Source organism: Allochromatium palmeri (genome assembly GCF_009720725.1).
In the GTDB taxonomy this organism is placed as follows: Bacteria; Pseudomonadota; Gammaproteobacteria; order Chromatiales; family Chromatiaceae; genus Thermochromatium; species Thermochromatium palmeri.
In genome coordinates this window covers 26,846-51,578 of the sequence record NZ_WNKT01000014.1, presented here as the reverse complement: position 1 = coordinate 51,578, position 24,733 = coordinate 26,846, and the positions used below count along the sequence as shown (strand labels likewise).

The following is a 24,733-nucleotide window of genomic DNA, read 5'->3' as shown; positions in this document are numbered from 1 at the left end:
GCTAATGCATCATTATACATTCAATAACACGGTGCCCATCGCGGCTCGGGAAATCAGCTCATGAATGCCAAGATCCTCGCTTTCATGTCAAACTCTTTCAAAGCCGGTGTAGGCTCATTCATCGTGCTTGGCCTGGTGGGATGCGATGGACTGGCTCGTTTCGCATCCAAACCGGATGTCAAGCCGGCCGAACCAGTGATGGCCGAGGTCAGCGAGCCGGCTCCGCCGAGCCTTGACGAACAGGCCGCAGCCGACAAGCCAGAGAAAAAAGACAAGACGCTTGCCACGCCACTCTATGAATGGAAGGGTGATGGACGCTCGATCACGCGCATCGTCGTCAATACCGATGATCAGAAAGCGCGCTTCTATTCGGGAGACGAAGAAGTCGGCTGGAGCACGGTCGCGACCGGTCTGCCGAAGTATCCAACCCCGACCGGTCGTTTCCAGGTGACCGAAAAGGTCGAGAACAAACGCTCGAATCTGTACGGCAAGGTCTATGGCAAAGGCGGGCGCGTCCTGCGCTCCAGCGTCAAGGTCGGGCGCGATCCGATCCCGGATGGCGGGCGCTTCGAGGGCGCGCGTATGCCCTTTTTCATGCGTCTGACCGATGATGGCGTGGGGCTGCATGCCGGGCCGATCCCCAATCCGGGCCGGCCGGCCTCGCATGGCTGCATCCGGATGCCGAGCAAGCTCGCGCCCGTGTTGTTCCGGCATGTGTCGAATGGAACGCCAGTGACTATCGAGGGCAAGGGTCCGAGTTACGGCGATTATGTAGCCAAACAGCGCGCCAAGGCCGCGCGTCGTGCCGAAGAGCGACGGATCGCCGAGCAGCGCGCCGCCGAGGCCAAAAAAACACAGCAGGTCGCTCAGACCACACCGAGCGCGGATCGCGTGAGCAATAAACCCGAGGCAGAGGCCAGCATCGAGTCCCGTGCCGTAGCCAAGGACGACGCTGTGCCAGCCGCGCAGACACTCGATGCCACGAACGCGCGCGAGACGCGGATGCGTGAGCCGGCAACTCAGCCTGAGGCCACAGCCGACACGGCTGACACACCCGCTACGTCACCGGAGACGGAGATCGCATCCGCAGTCGAAGCCGCCAAACCCGCGCCGACCGAGCCGCCGCAGGCATCGATCATCGAAGCCGCGCCTCAGAACGCGCCGGCGCCTGCCGATGGACTCCCGTCATCGATCCGCGAAGGAACTATCGAGCTTGGTCCACAGCCGGCCGCCAGCGCATCGCCCGTACCGTCGCCGGCATCCGCGCCAACGCCTCCGCCTGGCGCACTGTCGAGCGCCGAAGCGGCTCCAGCAGCCGCCTTGCCTAAGCTCGCCACTGAGATCCAGGAAGCGCCGGCACCCAAGCCTGTTGAACCGGCGCCAAGCGCGGCACCGACCACCCCTGAACCGCCCGTGGCCGCACCGGCCGCTCCAGTCGCTAGCGCACCCGAATGAGCGACGAGTTCGTACTCGACCCCGGACTCTGCCACCTGAACCACGCCGCCGTTGGCCCCTGGCCGCGGCGTGCGGTGGCGGCAGTGACGTGCTTTGCCGAGGAGAACGCCCGTCTGGGATCGCTCGGTTATCTCGATTGGCTCGGTGTCGAGCAGCGTCTGCGTGAGCGGCTGGCCGAGCTGATCGGCGCCGAGCGGGCCTCCGACATTGCCCTGGCTAAAAATACCTCGGAAGCACTGTCGGTCATCGCGCATGGTCTGCCCTGGACACCGGGAGACAACATCGTCGGAATTGCTCAGGAGTTTCCGTCCAATCGCGTGGTCTGGGAGTCGCTGGCCGATCAGGGTGTGACCTGGCGGGCGCTGGATCTGGACCGCTCTCGTGACCCGGAAGCGGATCTGATCGCCCTGTGCGACGACTCGACACGGATGATCGCCGTGAGCTGGGTGCAGTATGCCTCGGGCCTGCGGCTCGATCTGGAGCGTCTCGGTGCCTGGTGTCGGGCCAACGCTGTGCTGTTATGCGTGGATGCGATCCAGGGGCTCGGCGCCCTGCCCTTCGACCTCCGGCGTTTCCAGGCCGATTTCGTCGTCGCCGATGGACATAAGTGGATGCTCGGCCCCGAAGGCTTGGCCCTGCTCTATGTCCGGCCTGAGTGGCGCGAACGTCTGAGGCTACGCCAGTTCGGCTGGCACATGGTCGAGCATTCGGGCGACTTCGACCGCACCGACTGGACACCAGCGTCCGATGCGCGTCGCTTCGAGTGCGGCAGTCCCAATCTGCTCGGAACGCACGCGCTGGAGGCCAGTCTTTCGCTGCTGGCTGAGATCGGGATGGATGAGGTCTGGAACCGGCTCCAGGCGCGCACCGATCATCTCATCGGCCTGATCGACGAACGCGGGTTTGAGCTGCTCACGCCGCGCGCGCCTGAGCGCCGCGCCGGGATCGTCACCTTTCGGGTGCCGGGCGAATCAGCGGCGCGGCTCTATCCGTTGCTCATGGCGCGGCGCGTACTCTGCGCCCAGCGTGGTGGTGGCCTGCGCTTTTCGCCGCATTTCTATACGGAGTTCGAGACCCTGGAGCGCGCCATGCGCCTGCTCGACGATATCCTCAGCGAGTCGACGGATTCGCTTTAACCTGGCTCAGATCCGCGTGCAGTTCGAGCGGATCGACCACGATACTGGTGCCGTCCGGAGCCGGAAAGACTGAGACCAGACGCTCATCGCGCGCCAGGCCCTTGAGCCAGCGCTCCATGAAGACGTCCAGCGCCAGCGATTCGGGCTGGCAGTCGGCCCAGTCGTCAGTGGCCACAGCGGCCGCCAGTTCGGGGCTGGGCCAGAATGGAAAGCAATCGTACCCCGCCTCGTCGCGAAAGGCGACGAACCCGCCTGGCCCCTGGAGTGCCCAGACCGCCTCGCGCGCGATCGCTTGAGCGAGAAAATAGGTATAACGCTCGTCGGCGGACTGCTCGAAGAGGTCTAAAATAGCTTGATCGGAACCTGGCGCGTTCATCGGCAAATCTTTCACGGTGTGAGTCAATAGAGCGTCCGACTCTAACAGGGCCGGCCCGCGCGAGAAAGACTTGCGCCTGTCCCGGACGCTTGTCGGCTGAACCAAAAGGGTCGCACAATAGCCGTGCTTCGCACGAGGCACAACGAGGTGATGGCGTGAAATGGTATGGAATTCTATTGGGAGCCATCCTGGGCATCCTGGTTGGAACCCTGATCGGCTATCTGCTGGTTCCGGCCATGTTGAAATAAAAGTTGAGTCCGCTTGAGCTTGGAGTACCGCCAATGAGGCCACTCATATACCGCGTCCAACCCGGGAGTTGGGACACGGCAGGAGCGACGGTCATGGACGGCGGCGTCAATTTCTGTGTCCTGTCACGCTATGCCGAGCGCATGCAGTTGCTGCTGTTCGAGTGTGAGGAGAGCCCGGATCCCTACGAGGTGATCCAGCTCGATCCGCGCATCAATCGCACCTTCTTTTTCTGGCACGTCTTCGTCGAGAATCTGCCTGAGGGCACCTTCTACAACTGGCGCGCCGAAGGACAGGCCGATACGCGCGAGACCGGTGGCCGACTCGATGTCGAGAAGGCGCTGCTCGACCCCTGGGCGACCACCATCAGCGACCGGCTCTGGGATCGCGCCGCCGCTTCGCGCCCCGGCGACAATGTCGAGACCGCGATCCGCGGCCAGGTGGTGCGCGACGACTACGACTGGGAGGACGACGCGCCGCTGTTCATCCCGCTCAACGAGGCCGTCATCTACGAGATGCACGTCGGCGGTTTCACCCGCCATCCGTCCTCGGGCGTCGCTCATCCGGGCACCTTCGCGGGGATCGTCGAGAAGATCCCCTATCTCAAGGAACTCGGAATCACCCATGTCGAGCTGATGCCGGTCATGGCCTTCGACGCTCAGGATGTACCGCCCAAAACCGCCAGCCTCGGCCTGGAGAACTACTGGGGCTACAGCACGCACAGCTTCTTTGCCCCGCATCCGGGCTTTGCCGTGAATGCCGCTCAGGCGCGCGACGAGTTCCGCGACATGATCAAAGCCTTCCACCGCGCTGGAATCGGCGTGATCCTCGACGTGGTCTTCAACCACACTGCCGAGGGCGGCGAAGGCGGTCCGATCATCAGCTTCAAGGCGTTCGGCAACGAGATCTTCTATCACCTCGACTTCGAGGACCGGAGCAAGTATCGCGACTACACCGGCTGCGGCAACACCATGAACTGCAATCACCCCCTGGTGACGCGGTTCCTGATCGATGCCCTGCTCTACTGGGTGCGCCGGATGCACGTCGACGGCTTTCGCTTCGATCTGGCCAGCGCCCTGGCGCGCGGCGAGGACGGCAAGCCGCAGTACCATGCCCCGGTGCTGTGGTCGATCGAACTCTCACCCTCGCTCAATCGCGCCCACATCATCGCCGAGGCCTGGGACGCCGCCGGGCTCTATCAGGTCGGCGACTTCCCCGGCTATCGCTGGGCCGAGTGGAATGGACGCTATCGCGACGTTATCCGTAGCTTCGTGCGCGGTGATCCAGGCATGGTGCCCGAGGTCGCTACCCGCCTGGCCGGGTCGAGTGACATGTACGCCGGGCGCGGCCGGCTGCCGGTGAACTCGATCAACTTCGTCACCTGTCACGACGGCTTCACGCTCTGCGATCTGGTCAGCTACGACCACAAGCACAACGAAGCCAACGGCGAGGACAACCGCGACGGCCACGACCACAACCTGAGCTGGAACTGCGGTTCCGAAGGACCGACGGATGATCCCGAGATCCAGCGGCTGCGACGCCGGCAGGCGCGCAACTTCATCAGTATCCTGATGTTGAGCCAGGGCGTGCCCATGCTGCTGTCGGGCGATGAGGTGTTCCGTACCAAGCTCGGCAACAACAACACCTATTGTCAGAACAACGAGCTGTCCTGGTCCGACTGGGGTCTGGTCGGGCAAAATCGCGACATGCTGGAGTTCGTGCGGGCCATGATCGCGCTGCGCCGGCGTCATCCGGCACTGACGCGCAACCGCTTCCTGACCGGCCAGCCCGAGCCTGGCAAGGCACTGCCCGATATCACCTGGCACAGTACCCGACTCGACACACCTGATTGGGATGAGCCAATGAGCCGGGTGCTGGCCTTCACGCTGGCCGACAAGGCCGAGCACGAACCGGCTCTGCATGTGATGTTCAACATGGATGTGGTCAGTCACCGCTTCGAACTGCCGGTTATCGTCGGCGCGCGCTGGTGTCTGGCGGTTGATACGCTTCCTGAAGACGGGCTGGTCATCCCGCCCGAACAACAGCGTCCGCTGACGCCGTCGGATCGATTCGAGGTCGGCGCGCGTGCTGTGGTGGTCCTGGAGTCGCGCTCCGCATGAATCCAATGAATCCTCCTGCACTGGTCCTGGCCTCGACCTCGCCCTATCGTCGCGTCCTCCTGGAGCGGCTCGGTCTGCCCTTTGCCACCGCCGCTCCGGATGTCGACGAGCGCCGTCATCCCGACGAACCCCCCGAGCGATTGGTGCGGCGACTCGCCGAGGCCAAGGCGCGCGCGGTGGCCGTGAACCATCCCGAGGCGCTCATCATCGGCTCGGATCAGGTCGCCTGTCTCGACGACGCCATCCTCGGCAAGCCGGGCGATCAGGCCACGGCCATTGCGCAACTGGAACGCGCCTCAGGCCGATGCGTGGTGTTTCAAACCGGACTCTGTGTGCTCGATGCGCGTCGTGGACAGGCCCATACCCTGGTCGAGCCGTTTCGCGTGCATTTCCGCACCCTGACCCGAGCGCGCATCCTGGGCTATCTGGAGCGCGAGCGTCCCTACGATTGCGCCGGCAGCTTCAAATCCGAGGGACTGGGGATCGCACTCTTCGAACGCCTGGAGGGTGACGACCCCACGGCACTCATCGGACTGCCCCTGATTCGACTGATCCCGCTGCTGGAGTCCTCAGGTCTAGATCCGCTTGGCGCTTGATCCCTTTTGCTTGGATTAACGAAGGGGCGCCTTGCAAAACGCTTTTCCGTGCGCAAGACTTGATGCGAAACGCGAAAGACTCCGCCTAGGGTCAAGAAATTCCAAGAGGAATCCTCTGCAATGCAACCACGTGCCCTGAACGCCAGGCTCGTTTGGGCCTTACCCATTTCCGTCAGTCTGCTGCTCATGGCCGGCTGCGCGAGTAACACTCTCGAATCGTCGTTGAGCGATACAGGCCAGACGCGGCGCGATTATGGCGACTCACATACCTTCCCGGTCCCGAACGAGATCCAGGATAACGTGGATTTCTGGCGCCATGTCTATGGCATCTGGGGCCGGGGCGAGGTTGTCATCCATGACAGCGAGTATCTGGGCGTGATCTATGAGGTCGCCCGGATTCCTGGACCGATTCAGGCCAGCTACACCCAGTCTCAGCGTGCCTGGCTGAGCAATCGTATGGATTATTACCGGTCTCGATTAACCAGCCTGGAACAGCGCGTGCGCGACAAACAGCGCCTGAGCGCCGATGACAAGGCACTGCTGGAGACCTTCAAGCGCGTGGGTGAAGTCGAAGCCCTTCCGGGCGCCTCCGAACGTCTACGCGCCCAACGCGGTATCCGCGAAAAATTCCGGCGTGGTGTCGAGATCAGTGGACGTTACGACGCCATCTTTCGCGAAATCATGCGCCAACACGGTGTCCCAGAGGATCTGGCCTTCCTGCCGCACGTCGAGTCCTCCTTTCAGACCAACGCGCGTTCGAGTGTTGGTGCAGGCGGCGTCTGGCAGTTCATGCCCGCGACCGGGCGTCAGTATATGAACGTCAACGCTCAGGTCGACGATCGGTTCGATCCGATCCTGGCTGCTAATGGCGCGGCGCGTTATCTCTCGACCGCCCATCGCCAACTCGGCAGCTGGCCTCTGGCCATCACATCCTACAATCACGGCAAGGGCGGCATGGCCAATGCCAAGGCACAGTATGGCGATGACATCGGACTCATCGTCACCCAGTACAAAGGCCCAAATTTCGGTTTTGCGTCACGCAACTTCTATGCTGAATTCGTCGCCGCGCGCGAGGTCGCCAGCCATACCGAGCGCTATTTCCCCGAGGGGATCACCTACGAAGAACCCTGGAGACATGATCGCATCGCCTTGCGTGACAGCATGCCCGCCGATCATCTGGCGCGGCACTATGGAACCTCCAAGCCGCAGCTGGCTGAACTGAATCTGCATTGGCGCGATTCGGTGATCAAGGGCAACAGCCATCTGCCGGCCGGCACCACGGTCTGGCTTCCGGCCGGCACCACACGCCGGATCGCCAGTCAGCCGCCCGCCTTCACCCGAGCTGTTGCCAGCGCCAAACCGGCAACGCCCTCTGTCTCGTCACGCACGGCCGTGGCCAGGACGACTCCCGCCACCAAGCCCGTCGCGGTGCCCAAAGCGTCAGTCATGGCCAGCACGAAAGCCAAGGCGCCACCGTCCAAGACCAAGACCCGCTATCATGTGGTCAAGCCACAAGAGACGCTCTATCGCGTCGCGGTCCAGAATGGTATTTCGGTGGACGAGTTGCGCAAGCTCAACAGGATGCAACCGGGCGACAACAAGATCCTGCCCGGACAAAAGCTCATCGTCGGAATCTGAGCGGTGCCAGGGTCACGGCGGAGAACGCCGTGACCGCCGCCGTTCGGCATGAAGCGCGATTCCGACCTGCCTGCCCGCTCTCGCTGATCCTCAGGGTCACGACAGAGCAGACCGTTCACACTGTGAACGCCTTCACGATTTCAGTCTTCGACGTCCCACTATTTTCAATGTTGTGAACAGGTTCATCGCGAACAGCCGCGCGGACTGTTAAAACGCCATGAGGAAGCGCGGCATTTGTCTGGCAGCGCTGTTGCCTTTCCACTGCGACCGCCTCGACTGGAACCACACATGTCGGAACACAACACCTTCTCGATTCGCTCGCTGCGTCAATCCCATCCGCGACAGATCAGCGATATGGCTGGGGAATCCGCGATGCCGCTTCGCCTTCTACAATTGACGGACCTGCATCTCTTCGGCGATCCAGGTGGACGGCTCCTGGGCATCACGACGCGCCTTAGCTTCGAATCCGTGCTGGCGCTAGCCTTGTCCGCCCCCTCCTCGCCCGATGCTTTGATCCTGACCGGCGATCTCGTTCAAGACGAAACGCCGACCGGCTATCGCTATTTGCGCGAAAGACTCAAAAGAACCGGGGTTCCGCATTATTGCATCGGCGGCAACCACGACGTCCAATCGCTGATGCGCGAGCACCTGGGACCAGCGGCGCTCGGTTCAGTAGCACTGCGTCGACTCGACCGCTGGAATCTGATCTTTCTCGATTCGATCGTCCCAGGAAGCGATGGCGGCCGCTTGACTGCCGATCAGCTCGACCAACTCGCTGATCTGCTGGCCAATGACAAGGCTCCATCGCTCATCTGCCTGCACCATCACCCAGCGGCCATCGGCAGCGACTGGATCGATCGCATTGGTGTGGCCAATGGCGCCGAACTGCTCGCGCTCTGTGAGCGTCACACGCAGGTCAAGGCCATCCTCTTCGGCCATGTCCATCAGGAAGCCTCAGCCCGGCATGGCAACATACTGATGCTTGGCGCGCCCTCAACCTGTTTTCAATTCAAACCTGGAAGTGCGGATTTTGCGCTCGACGACAATCCACCCGGTTATCGTGAACTCATGCTCTATCCCGACGGCCGGCTTACGACCCGCGTGGTCCGACTCGATCAGTATGCAGAGATGCCGCTGCATCAGGCCGGCGGCTACTGAATTCAGCGTCCGGCCTCAGTCGATGACGAATCCGGGCTGACCTCGATAATTCAGCGGCTCGCAGGCCACGCCCGTCACCTGCGCCATGGCCGGCCCGCTCCTGAGCCAGTCGCGAAGCTGCGCCACAGCCGCCGCTTCGCCGCATGCCAGCACCTCGACACGCCCATCGTTCAGATTGCGTGCATAGCCGGTCACACCCAGTCGCATCGCCTGCTCGCGTGTCGAGGCACGAAAAAAGACGCCCTGAACATGCCCGCCGACCAGACAGCGATAACAAACCCTGTGTTGCTCCTGCGGCTCATCCATTGTTCGAATCCTCCTCATTTTTGTTGTCAGGCGCATCGCGACCGTTTTTGTCCGCGCGATGATGGCCGATTCTCGCCAGATCGACACCCTGGATCAAGGATAGCGATTGGCGCGCGCCGGTTTGAGTGATTAAATCATCGGGTCTTTAGATCACCCAAGCCGGGGATGGACCCATCATGAGCTATATCCTGATTCTGTATTACAGCCGCCACGGCGCTACCGCCGAGATGGCGCACCATGTCGCTCGCGGCGTGGAAGCGGCTGGATTCGAGGCGCGCCTGCGCACGGTGCCGGCGGTTTCAACCGTCTGCGAGGCGACCGAGGCGACCATCCCGGCGAGCGGAGCGCCCTATGTGGAACTCGACGATCTGCGCGACTGCGCGGGTCTGGCGCTCGGCAGCCCGACGCGCTTCGGCAACATGGCGGCCGCCATGAAGTATTTTCTCGATGGCACCAGCGCGCTGTGGCTGGCCGGCGCTCTGGCCGGCAAGCCGGCCGGCGTTTTCACCTCGACCTCCAGTTTGCATGGCGGACAGGAGTCGACGCTGCTCAGCATGATGCTGCCACTGCTGCATCACGGCATGCTGGTCATGGGTCTGCCCTATAGCGAGACCGATCTCATCCATACGCGCAGCGGCGGCACGCCCTACGGCCCCTCGCATCTGGCCGGAACCGAGAGCAATCTGCCGCTCACCGAGGAGGAGCGGCGGCTCTGTCACGCCCTGGGGCGACGCCTGGCGACGACCGCCGCCCAGCTCAAGGACTGACGCTCGCGCGAGGCTCGACTTGAGCGGCCCGACCCCACAGCTCCATCTGCCGCTGGAACGGCGTCCAGAGCCGACACTGGCCGCCTATCTGCCGGGACCGAACGCCGAGGCGCTCGCCGCTGTCTCGGCGATGGTCGCCGGGGATGGCGAGCCCTATCTGCTGCTGCTCGGGGCCAGCGGCACGGGCAAGACGCATCTGCTGCAAGCCAGCTGTCAAGCCGTGGTGAGCGCCGGGCGTCAAGCGCATTTCGTACCGCTGGGGATGGCGGAGCTCGATCCAGCGATGCTTGAGGATCTGGAGCGCCTGGATCTGGTCGCGATCGACGATCTCCAGTGCATCGCCGGAGATCCACGGTGGGAGCGCGCGCTCTTCGATCTGTTCAACCGTTTGCGCGAACAGGGACGCGCGCTGCTCGCGGCCGCAAACGCCGCCCCCGATACCCTACCGCTGAGCCTTCCCGATCTGGCCTCACGTTTACAGTGGGGACCACGTTATCGGTTGCTGCCACTCTCCGATCTGGACTGCGAACGTCTGCTGGTGGAGGCGGCGCATGAACGCGGACTGCGTCTGACGCCGGATCTGGTGCGCTTCATCATGAGCCATCACGCGCGCGATCCGGCGTCGCTGCTCGAATTGCTGGGGCGTCTCGACAGTCTCAGTCTGCGCGAACAGCGCCAGCCGAGCATTCCACTGGTGCGTCGTGCCATGCTGAACTCGGAGCCTGCGGACTGAGTTCAGTCCGGCGTTTCGCCGTTGGCGATCGCCTTACGGCTCCAGATCCAAACATATTGCGCGCCACTGACCACCACCGTGGCCAGACAGACCCAGATCAGCGTCTCGATCAGCGCCTCGGGCAGCGCCATGAGTCCGGCATCGAGAATGACGGCGACCACGAGGACGATCTGCATGGCCGTGTTGACCTTGCTCATGAAAATCGGTGCAGCCTCGACCTCGGCGACCCGATAGTTGTAGAGCAACGCGCCGCTGACGATGATCATATCGCGGAAGATCACCGCCAGCGCCAGCCACAATGGAATGAGCCCATGCGTTCCGAGCACCAGGAAGCAGCACACGAGCAGCGTCTTGTCGGCCAGCGGGTCGAGCAGACCGCCGAGTCGGCTCTGCCAGCCATAGTGCTTGGCCAGAAAGCCATCGAGTCCGTCCGAGAGCCCGGCGGCCACGAACAGCAGCAAGGCCCAGCCGAATTCATCGACCACGAGCAGGTAGACCACCGGAATCACGGTGATCAATCGCATCACGCTGATGATGTTGGGAATATCACTGGGCTTTACGAGACTCATCAGTCTTGCGCGAGAAACCCCGTCCTTCAGGGCGGGGAGGGATAGCGCACCGCGCCAAGCGCGGTTAGGCGGCCCGTCTCGCTGCCTCCATTTCTGGTTTAAGTTGGAATGAATAACCATAGCCGTCGGCGCGTTGCAGGAGGCGGCAATGGCGGTAGGAAATCCCCTGAACGGTTCCGGCCTGAGCCTGGATGTTGAACGATCCGGTTCGGCGCACCGCGACGCGCCCGACATGCACGCCGGCTTTCTTGCCCTTGGGTACCTCGGCGCGGACCCAATCGCCGGTCTGGAAGCCGTGGACGCGCTTGTGGCGGATGAGATAGCCGCGCGGGAAGCCGTTGTTGAACGTGCGCGTGCGGCTGTAGGCCCCGCGTCCGGTGGCACGGATGGCCAGGACCGGGCGATTCCAGTCGCGCACCTGATCGACGGCGCCGACACAGGCGGCATCGAGGGCATGGGTTTTGGGGAGGTTCAGGCGCGTGCGATTGAACTTGGTGCGCCCGCCCGAGCCGGTCTCGACCGGTAGGCCCGTGGTCTTGAGCGCATTCAACAGTGCCCAGCGCGTGGCATTGACGGCGGCGGCGTCTTTGAGCGGCGCTTGGGCTTGGGCCTGGATCTGGTGCAGGAGCGCCGGTTGGCGTTGCAGAAAGTCCTCGATGGGTCGGTGGCTCTTGCGTTCATTGCAGGGCCGGCAGGCGAGCGTCAGGTTCGAGACCCGATCCGAGCCGCCCCGCGCGCGCGGCACGATGTGCTCGATCTCCAGCGGCACGTGCGTCGCGCCACAATACGCACAGGTCCGGTGCCACTTCTCCAGCAGGTATTCACGCACTTCGTAGCCCGCGAGTTCGCCGTGCTGGTATTCGACCCCGCTGATCTCCGGGCTCTGGAGCGCCTGGGTATCGAAACGCACCAATTCCTGACTGAGGGCGGTGATCGGGGCGAGCCGCCGCAACCGCTGCACCCAGTTGAGGGTGGTGTCGAGCCGATGCTGCAACGACGGCGGCAACCAGCCTGCGCGGCGGGTGCGATTCAAAAAACGCGGGGCCCGGTAGCGGGTCTTGCGAGCGCGCCGCGCGCGCCGGTACTGACACCGAAGCGTCAGCGCCTCCCGGATCACCTGACCGCGATGCGCCAGTTCCCCGAACCATAATCCATGCTCAAGGCGCTCGACCAGGCCCGTTTCAGGATCGCGGGCTTCGGATTCGCGCACCAGCGCTAGGCCGGTGACACGGCTGCCCGGATCGAGCTTCAGGCGCAGCGGTTGAATCGCTCCGCCGATCCGATCCTTCAGGCGAATGGTGAAGGGGGCCAGACGCACCACCACCGCCCGCCCGCGCTCCAGTAACAGCCGCGCGCGTTTCTCCGTGCACGGCATCAGTGGCGTCTTCTGTCTGTCGAGTACGAATACAGCCATCGGTCTGTTCCAAAACCTCTGCCCTTACGGGCCTGGTGACGGAGCCTGACGGCTCGCTCCCCTCGGGAATGTCTGCAACCGGCTCCCGCCGCGCGGCGGCGATCAGAACCTTCGGCGTTTTACCTTGCGCCTGCATGATCCTAACCTTCCAGGGTCCGGGACTGAGGAAGCATCCCGGAGTGGGTCTTGACGACCTGTTGCAAACGGAGCGGATTTTCACCGCTGTCCCTGGTCAACCCAGCTCTTTCAAGCTCCGGCCTTCAGGCCGGGGTAGTTGACAGCGCCTACGCCTATCGAACGCACTGACAAGAGATGGCGAGTATACTATCGCACCTCGATTCGTCAGACTGGAGCCACCGCGTGCCGCAGGATTCAACCCCCCCATCCACCGCCCTCAGTTATCGCTCGGCTGGTGTCGATATCGACGCCGGCGCCCGACTCGTTGAGCGCATCAAACCGCTGGCCGCCGCCACGCGCCGCCCCGGTGTACTCGATGGTCTGGGCGGGTTCGGGGCGCTGTTCGAACTGCCGCTGGAGCGCTTCCGTCACCCGGTGCTCGTCTCGGGAACCGATGGCGTGGGCACCAAACTCAAGCTCGCCATCGAGCTGGAGCGTCACGACACCATCGGCATCGATCTGGTGGCCATGTGCGTCAACGACATCCTGGTCAGCGGCGCTGAACCGCTGTTCTTCCTCGACTACTATGCCACCGCACACCTGGACGTCGAGGTCGCGGCGGCTGTCGTCAGCGGCATCGCGCGTGGCTGTGAGCTGGCCGGCTGCGCCCTGACCGGCGGCGAAACAGCCGAGATGCCGGGCCTCTATGGCGCGGGTGACTATGATCTGGCCGGATTCTGTGTCGGTATCGTTGAGAAGGACGCCATCATCCAACCCTCGCGGGTTGCGCCGGGCGATCGTCTGATCGCGCTCGCCGCCTCCGGGCCGCACTCGAATGGCTATTCGCTGATCCGCAAGGTCATCGAGACCAGCGGCGCGGATCTCGGCCAGCCCCTGGGCGAGACGACGCTGGGCGCGGCGCTGCTGGCGCCGACGCGCATCTATGTGCGCTCGGTCCTGTCGCTGATCGGCGCGCAGCGCGTCCATGCGCTGGCGCACATCACCGGCGGCGGCCTGACCGAGAACCTGCCGCGCGTGCTGCCGGCCGGCACCCAGGCGCGTATCGATCTCGACTCCTGGACCCGTCCGGCGGTGTTCGACTGGCTCCAGACCCAGGGCGGCATCGCCGAGAACGAGATGCTACGCACCTTCAACTGTGGTGTCGGGATGGTCGTATGCGTGGCGGCCGAGGCCGTTGATGCCGCTTTGGCGCATCTGCGCGCACAGGGCGAAACGGCCTGGCTCATTGGTCAGATCGAGTCGAGCACGGACGAACCGCAGGTTGTCTATGATGGCGGCACGCATGCCGTCTAAACCTGTGCCGCTGGCGGTCGTCGCGCTGGTCTCGGGCAGCGGCAGCAATCTCCAGGCCCTGATCGATGCTCAGGAACAGGGTGCACCCTTCCAGATTCGCGCTGTCATCAGCAACGAGCCGGGGGCCTTCGGCTTGGAGCGCGCGCGCCGTCATGGTCTCCCCGCCGAGATCCTGAATCACCGCGACTATCCGGATCGCGCCAGCTTCGATGCGGCCCTGTCGGCGTTGATCGATGGCTATGATCCGGGGCTGGTGGTGCTGGCCGGCTTCATGCGCATCCTGACGCCGGCCTTCGTCGAGCACTATCCGGGCCGGATGCTCAACATCCATCCCTCGCTGCTGCCCAAATATCAGGGGCTGCATACCCATCAGCGCGCGCTCGACGCCGGCGAGGTCGAGCATGGCGCCAGCGTGCACTTCGTCACCGCTGAACTCGACGGCGGACCCGTGATCCTTCAGGCGCGTGTGCCGGTGCTGCCCGGAGACGACGCGGGCACGCTGGCCGCCCGGGTGCTGAAACAGGAACATGTCATCTATCCAACCGTGGTGCGCTGGTTCGCCGAGGGCCGGTTGCGGCTGAGTCAGGATGGACGTCCAGTGCTCGATGGCGGGGTGTTGGCAGAGCCGCGCCGGATCGGTCTCGGTCAGGGACGCGCCTAATCCGCGTCGTCCTCAGGCGCTAACACGGGGCCGTCATGGGGTTCGAGACGCCGCTCGCTGTAGGGTAGACAGGTGGCGGGGCGCGCCGGTGAGCAGGCTTCGGCATCGCGCACCAGTCGCACATAGAAGGCATCGCGCGTGGTGCCATAGCCCAGGTGCCCACGACCGAAATCGAGCGTCCAGGCGCTATCCGGGTAGTAAGTCGCCGGATCTGAGGTCCAGAAAGGGCCGGCCGGTGTGCGAGGAAAGGTGACGCTGTCGATGTCGACGCCATAACAGCGGCGTTGCAGCAGCGATCGCAGTTCATCCTGGTTCGGCAGACGCCAGTCGGCATAGCCGGCGAAGCGCCATTCACGCGCCCGGCGCTTCGCCTCATCCAGCTTGAACGCCTGCAGTTCACCGACCGCGCAGCCGATTCCGGCCACCCCCTCGGGACACTGTTTCCACATCAGACCCGTGCGCTGATCGTAGACGGTGCCGTTCTGGATCGGGACATAGCGCGGATCGGGCATCGGTGCTGATTCTGAGTCGACACACACCTGCGCGATCGCCACACCGACTGACAGCACCAGCGGCATGGCTAACAGCCAGGGACAGTCCGCACGAGACACTATCGGCTGCTGCCCTCATCCGGCTTGGAACCTGAGGCTGGGAGGTTGGTCATGAGTTTCTGAAAGTAGTCCCAGGACGCCAGGGTTCCGGCCATATAGGGTTGGAAGAGCTTGAGCGGATCATAGCCCTCGACACCGGCGTTCATGCGCTCGCGGATGTCATCCATGAGTTGACGCTGAAAAGCCTCGACGTCCGGGAGGCCAAAGAGTTTACGCATTTCCTCGGGGGTAATATCGACATCGACTGTGACTTTCATAAGAACCTCTCCACAGGGTTGATGAGCCGGTCTGTCCAGCTCAGTGACGGCGCGCGCGCGGGATGTCTTCCAGAACCGGTTCCTCGACCAGAATGCCGCGCCGCGTGCGCCGCCCGATGAGCAGGCAGGCACGCTCGAAGGCGCGCTCGGCCTCACGGGTGTTCCAGTCCCACTCGGAGGGGTGCGAGGTGGCCGGAAACTGCCAGTGCCCCGTAGTCAGTACCGAACCGATGCGAATTTCCAGCGTCCAGTCGTGCCAGACCGTGCCCGGCTGGTCGTCTTCGACAAACTCCTGTTCGACGAGTCGCACATAGTGACCCGCCTGGTCATCCATCGCGATCTGATTGGATAGCACCAAGGTGTCGTCGATACAACTGCTCCAGCCGGTATGGACCGCGCTGGCGGTGGACATGAGCGCATGGATGAGCAAACCGGGCGTGATCGTCAGGGACAACGGGGTATCCCAATCCGGTTCACCAGAATCTCTATCGAGTGTCATTGAGTGAATGTCGAACCTCTGTCTCTCAAAAAACGTAATTCCACACAAAGGGAATCATCCCGTTCGTTGCCCTGGCCAAGCGATCGTCTGGTGCGACGATTCAGAAAATCAGCGAGGCCTCTGGCATCAAAATGCCGAAGACGTCCATGACCTGCAGCGCGATCGCATCGGGGAGCTCATCCAATGCCTCCGGATCCAGTGATAGATACTCGGCCAGTGCCTGCGATTCCTCGGCCAGTCGGTCGACCGTCGGGACGGTGCCGCCGACGTGGTTCAGCATCAAGCGATCGGCGATCAGAATGGCCACATGCAGGATCTCGCTTTCAACGCGATACTGGGTTGCCTGGGCGGGCATGGAGACCTGGGCAATGGCCATCCAAATCGATTCGGGGAATCCCCACGCCTTGAGCAGCTCAGCACTGAGCCTAGTGTAATCGAAACCAAAGACACGCTGCTCGGCGACGCTCGACTCTAGCGACTCCTGCTCGATGAGTCGCAGCACATCCAGATAGTCGTTTGGACACTGAGTCACGAAAATCAGGCGGCCCAAGCTGTGGAGCAAACCGGTCATGAACAAGCGCTCGGATTGGCTCAGACCGGCTCGCGAGGCAATGTCCCCAGCGCCAATGCCACAGGCAACGGCTTGAAACCAGAATCGATCCATGTCGATCCAGTCCGGTGGCAGTCCCTTGAAGAGATCAACCATGCAGGTCGCCATGACCAGATCGCGTAACGCCTGATGTCCGATCAGGTTAATGGCCTGGGTGACGGTTTCGATTGGCTGAGGACGCGCGTAGAGCGCGCTGTTGACGACGCGCAGTAAACGCGCCGATAGTCCTGGGTCGAAACGGATGACCTCAGCCAGATCAGCCGAGCGTGTATCCGGTGCATCAATCAGCTGATTGATACGCCGCACAACATCAGGTAGAGAAAACAGGTCTTGTGTTTCGCCAACTAACGATTCAGGTGTCATCGGTCTCTCCATGTCGCCTCATCTTATGGGACGCAACAGACAGGTGCTCAACAGCCTGGATCTTCCGACAACAGCTCAGCCTGGCTCTTGAGATACGCACTGGTCCGATAGAGTCCGACCAGCGTCTTACCATCGGTGATGGTGCCATCGTCGCACCAGTCAAGCGCCTGGCTCAATGGCATCCAGTGGATCTCGATGACCTCGCCATGCTCGTGTTCGTGCGGAAGTTCGCTCAGACCGCGTCCCAGCCACAGATGGATGACCTCATCGAAGATGCCGGGCGAGCTGTACATGGAGCCGAGGTCGATCCAGTCGTCGGCCTTGAGTCCGGCTTCCTCGGCCAGTTCGCGCCGTGCAGTCGCACCCGGTGCCTCACCCGCGTCGATGCGACCGGCGGGCAACTCCCAGATCCAGCCCCTGGCTGCATGGCGAAATTGACGCAGCAGACAGACGCGCTCTTGCTCATCGAGTGCTACGGCCGCCGCACCACCCGGATGCCGGACCATTTCCAGGTCGACCTGGCTGCCGTCGGGTAATTCGACCGTCTCAACAGACACCTCGATGACCGCTCCCTGATAGATTGGTTCGCGTTTCAGAATGTCGCCTTCACTCATCATAGTCTCCTCAGGGTCTCCTCAATGCTCGCCATAGGGGTTGCTTGGCGTCTCGCGTGTCAATGACGGTTTACACTAGTCCTCCTGAGCGGATTCGACAAGAGACGCCGGTGGGCAGAACGCATTGTGACAGCCCTGAAGACGCGGAGCCGGTGGGTGCCCGCTCGGCCGTTTCCACCTGTTGGTCACGGGACTGTCATCGATCGTCAATAAAATGCTCGACTCCCAGCGCACGAATGCTTTTTCCATTTTAGTTTTCAGGTCCATTGCCCATGACAACCATTCTGGTCATCGATGACGAGCCGGACATCCGCGAGGTGATGCGGTTTGCGCTCGAAAGCTCGGAGTTTCGCGTCGTGGAGGCCGGTCATGCCGATGAGGCACGCAAGCTGTTGAGCAACGAGACCCCGGATCTGATTCTGCTCGACTGGATGCTGCCCGGACGCTCTGGACTGGAGTTGGCCCAACAACTCAAACAGAGTTCCAAAACCAAGTCGATTCCCATCATCATGGTCAGCGCACGCGGCGAAGAAGAGGACCGCGTCAAGGGACTCGATACGGGCGCCGATGACTACATCGCCAAGCCCTTTTCGCCGCGCGAGATGGTCGCGCGCGTCAAGGCCGTCCTGCGGCGCGCCAAGCCGGACGCCTCGACCGACGAGATCGAGATCGGCGGACTGGTGATGGACAATCTCGGGCATCGGGTCACGGTCGATGGACGCGCGATCGAGGTCGCACCGACCGAGTATCGGCTGCTGCATTTTTTCATGACCCATGCCGACCGCGCGTTCAGCCGCTCGCAACTGCTCGATCAGGTCTGGGGCGATCAGGTCTATGTCGAAGAGCGCACCGTGGATGTGCATGTACGCCGTCTGCGCAAAGCCCTGGAGCCGACCGGACATGACCGGCTGCTGCAAACCGTGCGCGGCGTCGGCTATCGATTCTCGGACAAAACTTGAGCCGTGCAACGCCTCACTCGATGGTGCGCCGCGCATTGGGCCAGGCCGTGCTCTTCGATGTCGCGCTGCTGCTCGCTCCAGTGCCCGTGGGGCTGCTGGCCATCGAACTCGGCCTCGATCCGGCCTGGGTCTGGCCCTGGGTGTGTCTCCCGCCGCTGCTGCGTCATCCCTGGCTGCTGATCCGGCTCGTGCTCCTGATCCGGCGCCAGCATCGGCTCGCCCCACCCTTTCCGCTCGGACTCTGGGGCGAGGTCTATCGCGGCCTTGCGCGCTATCAGCAACGGGGTCGCAAGAGCCGCAAGCGTCAGATCCGCTTCAGCCGGCGCTTTCGCGAGGCGGCCAACGCGGTGCCCGATGCCCTGGTCATCCTCGATAAACAGCATCGTATCGAATGGGCCAATCCGGCGGCCACCAAGCTGATGAACGTTCGCTGGCCCGAGGACGACCGACGCCCGCTCACCGACATCCTGACTCAGCCTGAGATCCTGCCCTTCATCGAGGCGGGCGAATACATGCGCCCGCTCGATATCGCCCCAGAGCACAATCGAGCCATCATGCTTTCGCTGCGCATCACGCCCTTCGGCGAGCGCAAGAAACAGCGTCTGGTGGTCGGGCGCGATATCACCAAGATCTACCACCTCAACATGATCCGGCGCGATTTCGTCGCCAATGCCTCGCACGAGTTGCGCACTCCCCTGACCGTGATCGCCGGTTTCCTGGAGACCTTGCTCGATGCGACCGGCACGCCGGATCATCATCGCCGTCCGCTGACCCTGATGCGCAATCAGACCGACCGCATGTGCTCGATCATCGAGGATCTGTTGACACTCTCGCGATTGGAGATGCGCGAGCGTCCCGAGGAGCAGGAGTCCGTGGATATTCCTGACGAGATCCATCTGATCCTGCAGGAGGCCCAGACGCTGAGCAACGGCCGACACAGTGTCGAGAGCCAGGTCGATGAGGATCTGCTGCTGCTCGGCAGTGCCCCCGAACTACGCAGCGCGTTCTCCAACCTGGTCTTCAACGCCGTCAAACACACACCCGATGGCACACATATCCGCGTCGTCTGGCGCCGTAGCGCCGATGAGGCCGAATTCAGCGTCATCGACGACGGTCCAGGCATCCCGCCCGAGCATCTGCCGCGACTGACCGAGCGCTTTTATCGCGTCGACCGCGCGCGCTCACGCGAATCGGGCGGCACAGGTCTGGGATTGGCCATCGTCAAGCATGTGCTCAATCGGCACGATGGACGGCTCAGAATGGCGAGCGAGCTTGGGCGTGGATCGCGCTTCGTCTGCGGCTTTCCGGCCAAGCGCGCCCTGATCAGGGACGAGCGGGACGAGATCCTGGGCGATGAGATCCAGACGCCGCTCAGCCGCACATCAGCCGAGGGCTGACATCGGAACGTTCGGCGCGTCGTCGTCCTCGGACGAGGAGACCTGGTCAGGCCACTGTGAATGCTGGAAGGCTTGGTTGACGCGATCGCGCAGTTCCTTGCCCGGCTTGAAATGGGGGACGTATTTGGCGGCCAGAGCGACCGATTCACCCGTTTTGGGATTGCGCCCGATGCGTGGCGGGCGGTAGTGCAGCGAGAAACTGCCGAAACCACGGATCTCGATCCGCTCTCCGGTAGCTAGTGCTGTACTCATGCGTTCGAGGATCTTTCTGACCGCCTCCTCGACGTCTTTGTAGGGGAGATGGTCTTGGTCGGCAGCCAGAATGTCGATCAGCTCCGATTTCGTCATATCGTCGACTCCTGGAAAAATGATCGGGAACCGATCAGATGACCGGTTCCCGAATCCTTGCGGCTTCAGACGGGATCAGTTCCCGCGCTGAGCCTCTTCCATTTGCTCCTTGAGCAGATCGCCGAGCGTGGTGGCGGTGCTGGCTGCATCACGCGAGTAGCCCTTGATCGCGCTCTGCTCTTCCTCGACGTCCTTGGCCTTCATCGACAGCGACAGGGTGCGGTTCTTGCGATCGACGCCCAGGAACTTGGCTTCGATTTCCTCGCCGACCTTGAGCACGGCGCGCGCGTCTTCAACGCGATCACGCGAGATCTCGGAGGCACGCAGATAGCCCTCGACGCCATCGCCGAGCGTGATGGTCGCGCCCTTGGGGTCGACATCAGCGACCACGCCGGTCACGACGCTGCCCTTATCATGCAGGGCGACGAAGCTGGAGAACGGATCCTTGTCGAGCTGCTTGACGCCCAGCGAGATGCGCTCGCGCTCGGGATCAACCGACAGCACCACGGTTTCGAGCTCGTCGCCCTTCTTGTAGCGACGCAACGCCTGCTCGCCGGCTTCGTCCCAGGAGATGTCGGACAGATGGACCAGACCGTCGATGCCGCCGTCCAGACCGATGAAGATGCCGAAGTCGGTGATCGACTTGATCTTGCCGGAGACGTGATCGCCCTTCTTGTGGGTGACGGCGAACTCTTCCCAGGGGTTCATGGCGCACTGCTTGATGCCGAGCGAGATGCGGCGACGCTCCTCGTCGATGTCCAGCACCATGACCTCGACCTCGTCGCCGAGGTTGACGACCTTGGAGGGATGGATGTTCTTGTTGGTCCAGTCCATCTCGGAGACGTGCACCAGACCCTCGACGCCCTCTTCGATCTCGACGAAGCAGCCGTAGTCGGCGATGTTGGTGACCTTACCGAAGACGCGGGTGCTCTCGGGATAGCGACGCGAGATATTGACCCACGGATCCTCGCCCATCTGCTTGAGGCCAAGCGAGACGCGCTGACGCTCGCGGTCGAACTTGAGCACCTTGACGCTGATTTCGTCGCCGATCTCGACCACTTCCGACGGATGCTTGACGCGACGCCAGGCCATGTCGGTGATGTGCAGCAGGCCGTCGATGCCGCCCAGATCCAGGAAGGCGCCGTAGTCGGTGAGGTTCTTGACCACACCCTTGACTTCCATGCCCTCTTCCAGGTTCTTGAGCAGCTGCTCGCGCTCGGCGCTGTACTCTTCCTCGACCACGGCACGACGCGAGACCACAACGTTGTTGCGCTTGCGATCGAGCTTGATGACCTTGAACTCTTGCTCCTTGCCTTCGAGATAGGTGGTGTCGCGCACCGGACGCACGTCGACCAGCGAGCCGGGCAGGAAGGCGCGTACCGTGCCCAGATCGACGGTGAAGCCGCCCTTGACCTTGCCGTTGATGAGACCCTTGACGGTCTCGGCGTTCTCGAACGCCTTCTCCAGATAATCCCAGGCCGCGAAGCGCTTGGCCTTCTCACGCGACAGCCGGGTCACGCCGAAGCCGTCCTCGACGGCGTCGAGGGCGACCTCGACCTCGTCGCCGATCGCCACTTCCAGCTCGCCCTCGGGGCTGATGAACTGGGAGCGCGGGATGATGCCCTCGGACTTGAGTCCGGCATTGATCACGACGTTGTCGGCGGTGATGTCGATGACAGTGCCGACGACGATGGTACCCGGCTGGAGCTGGGTGGTATTCAGACTTTGTTCAAAGAGTTCGGCGAAGCTTTCGGTCATGAGATCCAAGTATCCTGAGAATGGCGCGCTGACCCGCCCCATCCGGGACGAGGGGTGTTTTAAGTAAACGAAAAGGTCGACGCTCTCCACGTCGACCCTGCCTGTTTCGACCGCTCTCTGCCGCCGGCCCAAGTAGCTTGGACGGGCAAGACGCAGGCGGTCTTAGTCGCCTCGGGCGATCGATTCAGGGAAGACGCGCCTAACCTCTTCCAGGACTCGATCGAGCACTTCAGCAATGGACATCTGGGTGGAATCCACCAATACGGCATCTTCGGCGGGACACAGAGGTGCCACCGGGCGGGACCGGTCGCGCGCGTCCCGTTCGCGGATGTCCGTTACAAGTTGCGGGAGGTTAGCATCCAACCCCTTCTCCTTCAACTGTTTATAGCGGCGTTCGGCACGGATCTCGGGGCTGGCGTCGAGAAAAATTTTGAGCGGCGCTTGAGGAAAGACCACGGTGCCCATGTCGCGTCCATCGGCGACCAGACCCGGCGCGCGGGCAAAGCGGCGCTGCCAGTCGAGCAGGGCCGAACGCACGCCCGGATGGGCGGCCACGCGTGAAGCGGCCATGCCGGCCTCCTCGGTACGGATGGCGTCGCTGACGTCCTCGCCGGCCAGCAGCACCCGTCCGGCCTGGAATTCGACCGGCAGGGCGGCGGCCAGCGGAGTCAGGGCCTCGGGGTCGTCGAGATCCAACCCCTGCCGACCGGCGGCCAGACCCAGCACCCGATAGAGCGCGCCGCTGTCGAGCGCGTGCCAGCCGAGCTGCTCGGCCAGGAGCTGCATGAGCGTGCCCTTGCCGGTGCCGGAGGGGCCGTCGATGGTGAGGATCGGAGCCGAGGTCATGGGCGCTGCTCCTCGATCGTCAGCCCGGCGCGTGACGCCAGTTGCGGGAAGCCGGGGAACGAGGTCTCGACATTGGCGCAGTCGCGCACCTCGATCGGCCCGCTGGCGCGCAGTCCGGCGATCGCAAACGACATGGCGATGCGATGGTCGCCCTGGGCCTCGATGGCGTTCTCGCCGGTGGCCGAACCCAGGGCGCCGCCCTGAATGCGGATGCCGTCCGGGGTCGGTTCGGCCTGGATGCCGAGTTTGAGCAGACCATCGGCCATGACCTGGATGCGATCGCTCTCCTTGACGCGCAGCTCCTCGGCGCCGGTCAGCACCGTTTCACCCTCGGCACAGGCGGCGGCGATGAAGATCGCGGGGAATTCGTCGATGGCCAGCGGCACCTGATCGACCGGAATCTGGATACCGCGCAACCGCGCCGACTTGACGCGAATGTCGGCTACCGGCTCGCCGCCGGCGGTGCGCCGGTCGAGCAGTTCGATGTCGGCGCCCATGGCGCGCAGGATGTTGATGACACCGACTCGGGTCGGATTGATGCCGACCTCTTCGAGCCGCAGATCCGAACCGGGCGCGATGCTGGCACCGACCAGAAAGAACGCCACCGAGGAAATATCGGATGGGATACGCAGTCGGCAGCCGGTCAACCGTCCGCCGCCGCTCAGACAGACGCGCAGTCCCTGGCGGCGTACCGAGTAGCCGAAAGCGGTCAGCATGCGTTCGGTGTGGTCGCGCGTTGGCTCCGGCTCGTGGATGCAGGTCTCGCCCTGGGCATAGAGTCCGGCCAGCATCAGGCAGGACTTGACCTGGGCGCTGGCCATCGGCAGGCGGTATTCGATGCCGCTTAGATGGTCCACCGGCTCGATGGTCAGGGGCGCGGTGCCGGTCGGGCTGGTGCGGATCTGGGCGCCCATGAGCGCCAGCGGCTCGGTGACGCGGCGCATCGGACGGCGTGTCAGCGAATCATCGCCCACCAGCGTGGTCGTGAACCCCTGCCCCGCCAGCAGTCCAGAGAGCAGGCGCATGGCGGTGCCTGAGTTGCCCATGTCGAGCGACGTCTCGGGTGCACGCAGACCACGCAGTCCGACCCCATCGACGATCAGCTCGCCGTCGTTCGGTCCTTCGATCGACACGCCCATGGCGCGAAAGGCCGCGAGCGTGGCCAGGGCGTCGGCACCTTCCAGAAAGCCGCTGATCTGGGTCCGACCCTCGGCGATGGCCGAGAGCATGATGGAGCGATGCGAGATCGACTTGTCGCCCGGTACGCGCAGACGTCCGCGCAGTGCGCCGCCGGGGGTGATGAGGTAGCGATGATCGATGAGCGAGGACAAGGCATCTCCCAAGGCTCGCGTGGCCGGTGATGAAAGGGCTGGGATTGTAGCAGCCGCTGGCCGGCGAACCAACGCGCGCAACGCTGGGGCGGAAATTCGAGTAGGATGTCGGACCGATTCGTTCGAGCGTCACGTCGGACGCCCATCGAAGCGGCGTCCTCCAGTCCACACCCTAAAGATCGACCCCATGCCCATCACCGAGAAACAGAAACGCTGGCTCAAGCCCCAGGTCCATCATCTCAAGCCTGTGGTGCTCGTCGGCCAGCACGGCCTCACCGAGCCGGTCCTGGCCGAGATCGAGATTGCGCTCGACCACCACGAATTACTCAAGGTCCGCGTCAACGCGGGCGACCGCGACGAGCGCGATGCCGCCATCGGCCTGATTTGCGAGCGCACGGGCGCGGATCTCATCAGCCGCATCGGCAATGTCGCCGCGCTCTATCGTCACAATCCCAAGAAGCGCGACCCGATCGTGCTACCGAAGCTCTGAGGCGACTCCAAACCGCGACGCACGCTGACCTGAACCAGCGCGCC

Annotated in this window: 26 protein-coding genes; 13 read left to right on the top strand and 13 right to left on the bottom strand. The window is 63.3% G+C overall.

What is annotated here, in order from left to right; translation table 11 throughout:
* The first annotated feature begins 84 nt into the window (after positions 1–84).
* Together GJ668_RS08590 and GJ668_RS08585 are read left to right on the top strand one after the other, a co-directional pair.
* Positions 85–1,455: a L,D-transpeptidase gene (locus tag GJ668_RS08590; RefSeq protein WP_186342980.1), complete on the top strand. Its 1,371-nt coding sequence runs from the start codon at positions 85–87 to the stop codon at positions 1,453–1,455.
* Positions 1,452–2,591, top strand: a complete 1,140-nt coding sequence (locus GJ668_RS08585; protein WP_155449735.1) for an aminotransferase class V-fold PLP-dependent enzyme — start codon at positions 1,452–1,454, stop codon at positions 2,589–2,591. Before GJ668_RS08590 ends, GJ668_RS08585 begins: the two co-directional genes overlap by 4 nt.
* Here GJ668_RS08585 and GJ668_RS08580 read toward each other — a convergent pair.
* Positions 2,566–2,967 carry a DUF2750 domain-containing protein gene (locus GJ668_RS08580; RefSeq protein ID WP_155449766.1) on the bottom strand — a complete coding sequence of 134 codons (402 nt, stop codon included), beginning with the start codon at positions 2,965–2,967 and terminating at the stop codon, positions 2,566–2,568. The genes GJ668_RS08585 and GJ668_RS08580 overlap by 26 nt on opposite strands.
* A gap of 281 nt (positions 2,968–3,248) precedes the next feature.
* Here GJ668_RS08580 and glgX point away from each other — a divergent pair, with 281 nt between their 5' ends.
* The 4 genes from glgX to GJ668_RS08560 all read left to right on the top strand — a co-directional run bounded on the left by glgX (position 3,249) and on the right by GJ668_RS08560 (position 8,725).
* Positions 3,249–5,333 carry a glycogen debranching protein GlgX gene (gene glgX / locus GJ668_RS08575; protein WP_155449734.1) on the top strand — a complete coding sequence of 695 codons (2,085 nt, stop codon included), beginning with the start codon at positions 3,249–3,251 and terminating at the stop codon, positions 5,331–5,333.
* Positions 5,334–5,338: 5 nt separating this feature from the next.
* Positions 5,339–5,929, top strand: a complete 591-nt coding sequence (locus tag GJ668_RS08570) for a Maf family protein (RefSeq protein WP_155449765.1) — start codon at positions 5,339–5,341, stop codon at positions 5,927–5,929.
* Between the two features lie 120 nt (positions 5,930–6,049).
* Entirely contained in the window at positions 6,050–7,567 is a 1,518-nt protein-coding gene (locus tag GJ668_RS08565) for a LysM peptidoglycan-binding domain-containing protein (protein ID WP_155449733.1), read from the top strand.
* A 288-nt stretch (positions 7,568–7,855) separates the two neighbouring features.
* Complete coding sequence (locus GJ668_RS08560; RefSeq protein ID WP_246194734.1) at positions 7,856–8,725, top strand: metallophosphoesterase; 870 nt, start codon at positions 7,856–7,858, stop codon at positions 8,723–8,725.
* 15 nt (positions 8,726–8,740) lie between these two features.
* Here the strand turns inward: GJ668_RS08560 and GJ668_RS08555 are convergent, their stop codons facing one another.
* Positions 8,741–9,031: an acylphosphatase gene (locus tag GJ668_RS08555; protein ID WP_155449732.1), complete on the bottom strand. Its 291-nt coding sequence runs from the start codon at positions 9,029–9,031 to the stop codon at positions 8,741–8,743.
* Between the two features lie 176 nt (positions 9,032–9,207).
* Here GJ668_RS08555 and wrbA point away from each other — a divergent pair, with 176 nt between their 5' ends.
* Together wrbA and hda are read left to right on the top strand one after the other, a co-directional pair.
* Positions 9,208–9,798: an NAD(P)H:quinone oxidoreductase gene (gene wrbA / locus GJ668_RS08550; protein ID WP_155449731.1), complete on the top strand. Its 591-nt coding sequence runs from the start codon at positions 9,208–9,210 to the stop codon at positions 9,796–9,798.
* A gap of 19 nt (positions 9,799–9,817) precedes the next feature.
* Positions 9,818–10,531 carry a DnaA regulatory inactivator Hda gene (gene hda / locus GJ668_RS08545; protein WP_155449730.1) on the top strand — a complete coding sequence of 238 codons (714 nt, stop codon included), beginning with the start codon at positions 9,818–9,820 and terminating at the stop codon, positions 10,529–10,531.
* Between the two features lie 2 nt (positions 10,532–10,533).
* On the opposite strand, the gene GJ668_RS08540 is transcribed toward hda, so the two are convergent.
* Both GJ668_RS08540 and iscB read right to left on the bottom strand, forming a co-directional pair.
* Complete coding sequence (locus GJ668_RS08540) at positions 10,534–11,100, bottom strand: CDP-alcohol phosphatidyltransferase family protein (protein WP_155449729.1); 567 nt, start codon at positions 11,098–11,100, stop codon at positions 10,534–10,536.
* Positions 11,101–11,164: 64 nt separating this feature from the next.
* Entirely contained in the window at positions 11,165–12,514 is a 1,350-nt protein-coding gene (gene iscB / locus GJ668_RS08535; protein ID WP_155449728.1) for an RNA-guided endonuclease IscB, read from the bottom strand.
* Positions 12,515–12,874: 360 nt separating this feature from the next.
* On the opposite strand from iscB, the gene purM reads away from it, so the two are divergent.
* Together purM and purN are read left to right on the top strand one after the other, a co-directional pair.
* Entirely contained in the window at positions 12,875–13,945 is a 1,071-nt protein-coding gene (gene purM / locus GJ668_RS08530) for a phosphoribosylformylglycinamidine cyclo-ligase (protein WP_186342979.1), read from the top strand.
* Complete coding sequence (gene purN, locus GJ668_RS08525) at positions 13,935–14,606, top strand: phosphoribosylglycinamide formyltransferase (RefSeq protein ID WP_155449726.1); 672 nt, start codon at positions 13,935–13,937, stop codon at positions 14,604–14,606. The genes purM and purN overlap by 11 nt, the downstream gene beginning before the upstream one ends.
* Here the strand turns inward: purN and GJ668_RS08520 are convergent.
* The 5 genes from GJ668_RS08520 to GJ668_RS08500 form a co-directional block, all read right to left on the bottom strand.
* On the bottom strand, positions 14,603–15,217 hold the full coding sequence (locus GJ668_RS08520) for an Lcl C-terminal domain-containing protein (protein WP_343032194.1): 615 nt from the start codon (positions 15,215–15,217) through the stop codon (positions 14,603–14,605). The two genes, purN and GJ668_RS08520, sit on opposite strands and share 4 nt — an antisense overlap.
* Positions 15,217–15,474, bottom strand: a complete 258-nt coding sequence (locus tag GJ668_RS08515; RefSeq protein WP_155449725.1) for a DUF6489 family protein — start codon at positions 15,472–15,474, stop codon at positions 15,217–15,219. Before GJ668_RS08515 ends, GJ668_RS08520 begins: the two co-directional genes overlap by 1 nt.
* Positions 15,475–15,514: 40 nt before the next feature.
* The gene (locus GJ668_RS08510) at positions 15,515–15,973 is read right to left on the bottom strand and encodes a hypothetical protein (protein WP_155449724.1); all 459 of its coding nucleotides are present in this window, start codon (positions 15,971–15,973) and stop codon (positions 15,515–15,517) included.
* 100 nt (positions 15,974–16,073) lie between these two features.
* The gene (locus tag GJ668_RS08505; protein ID WP_155449723.1) at positions 16,074–16,946 is read right to left on the bottom strand and encodes an HDOD domain-containing protein; all 873 of its coding nucleotides are present in this window, start codon (positions 16,944–16,946) and stop codon (positions 16,074–16,076) included.
* Between the two features lie 47 nt (positions 16,947–16,993).
* The gene (locus GJ668_RS08500) at positions 16,994–17,560 is read right to left on the bottom strand and encodes an NUDIX hydrolase (protein WP_155449722.1); all 567 of its coding nucleotides are present in this window, start codon (positions 17,558–17,560) and stop codon (positions 16,994–16,996) included.
* Between the two features lie 272 nt (positions 17,561–17,832).
* On the opposite strand from GJ668_RS08500, the gene phoB reads away from it, so the two are divergent.
* Together phoB and phoR are read left to right on the top strand one after the other, a co-directional pair.
* Positions 17,833–18,519 carry a phosphate regulon transcriptional regulator PhoB gene (gene phoB, locus GJ668_RS08495; RefSeq protein WP_155449721.1) on the top strand — a complete coding sequence of 229 codons (687 nt, stop codon included), beginning with the start codon at positions 17,833–17,835 and terminating at the stop codon, positions 18,517–18,519.
* Between the two features lie 35 nt (positions 18,520–18,554).
* On the top strand, positions 18,555–19,916 hold the full coding sequence (gene phoR, locus GJ668_RS08490) for a phosphate regulon sensor histidine kinase PhoR (RefSeq protein WP_246194740.1): 1,362 nt from the start codon (positions 18,555–18,557) through the stop codon (positions 19,914–19,916).
* On the opposite strand, the gene ihfB is transcribed toward phoR, so the two are convergent.
* The 4 genes from ihfB to aroA form a co-directional block, all read right to left on the bottom strand.
* The gene (ihfB, locus tag GJ668_RS08485) at positions 19,902–20,264 is read right to left on the bottom strand and encodes an integration host factor subunit beta (RefSeq protein ID WP_155449720.1); all 363 of its coding nucleotides are present in this window, start codon (positions 20,262–20,264) and stop codon (positions 19,902–19,904) included. The genes phoR and ihfB overlap by 15 nt on opposite strands.
* Positions 20,265–20,339: 75 nt before the next feature.
* Positions 20,340–22,022, bottom strand: coding sequence for a 30S ribosomal protein S1 (gene rpsA / locus GJ668_RS08480; RefSeq protein ID WP_155449719.1), 1,683 nt, complete (start codon positions 22,020–22,022; stop codon positions 20,340–20,342).
* Between the two features lie 162 nt (positions 22,023–22,184).
* The gene (cmk, locus tag GJ668_RS08475) at positions 22,185–22,868 is read right to left on the bottom strand and encodes a (d)CMP kinase (protein ID WP_155449718.1); all 684 of its coding nucleotides are present in this window, start codon (positions 22,866–22,868) and stop codon (positions 22,185–22,187) included.
* Positions 22,865–24,199: a 3-phosphoshikimate 1-carboxyvinyltransferase gene (gene aroA / locus GJ668_RS08470; protein WP_155449717.1), complete on the bottom strand. Its 1,335-nt coding sequence runs from the start codon at positions 24,197–24,199 to the stop codon at positions 22,865–22,867. Before aroA ends, cmk begins: the two co-directional genes overlap by 4 nt.
* Before the next feature lie 187 nt (positions 24,200–24,386).
* On the opposite strand from aroA, the gene yhbY reads away from it, so the two are divergent.
* Entirely contained in the window at positions 24,387–24,689 is a 303-nt protein-coding gene (yhbY, locus tag GJ668_RS08465) for a ribosome assembly RNA-binding protein YhbY (RefSeq protein WP_155449716.1), read from the top strand.
* Positions 24,690–24,733 lie beyond the last annotated feature (44 nt).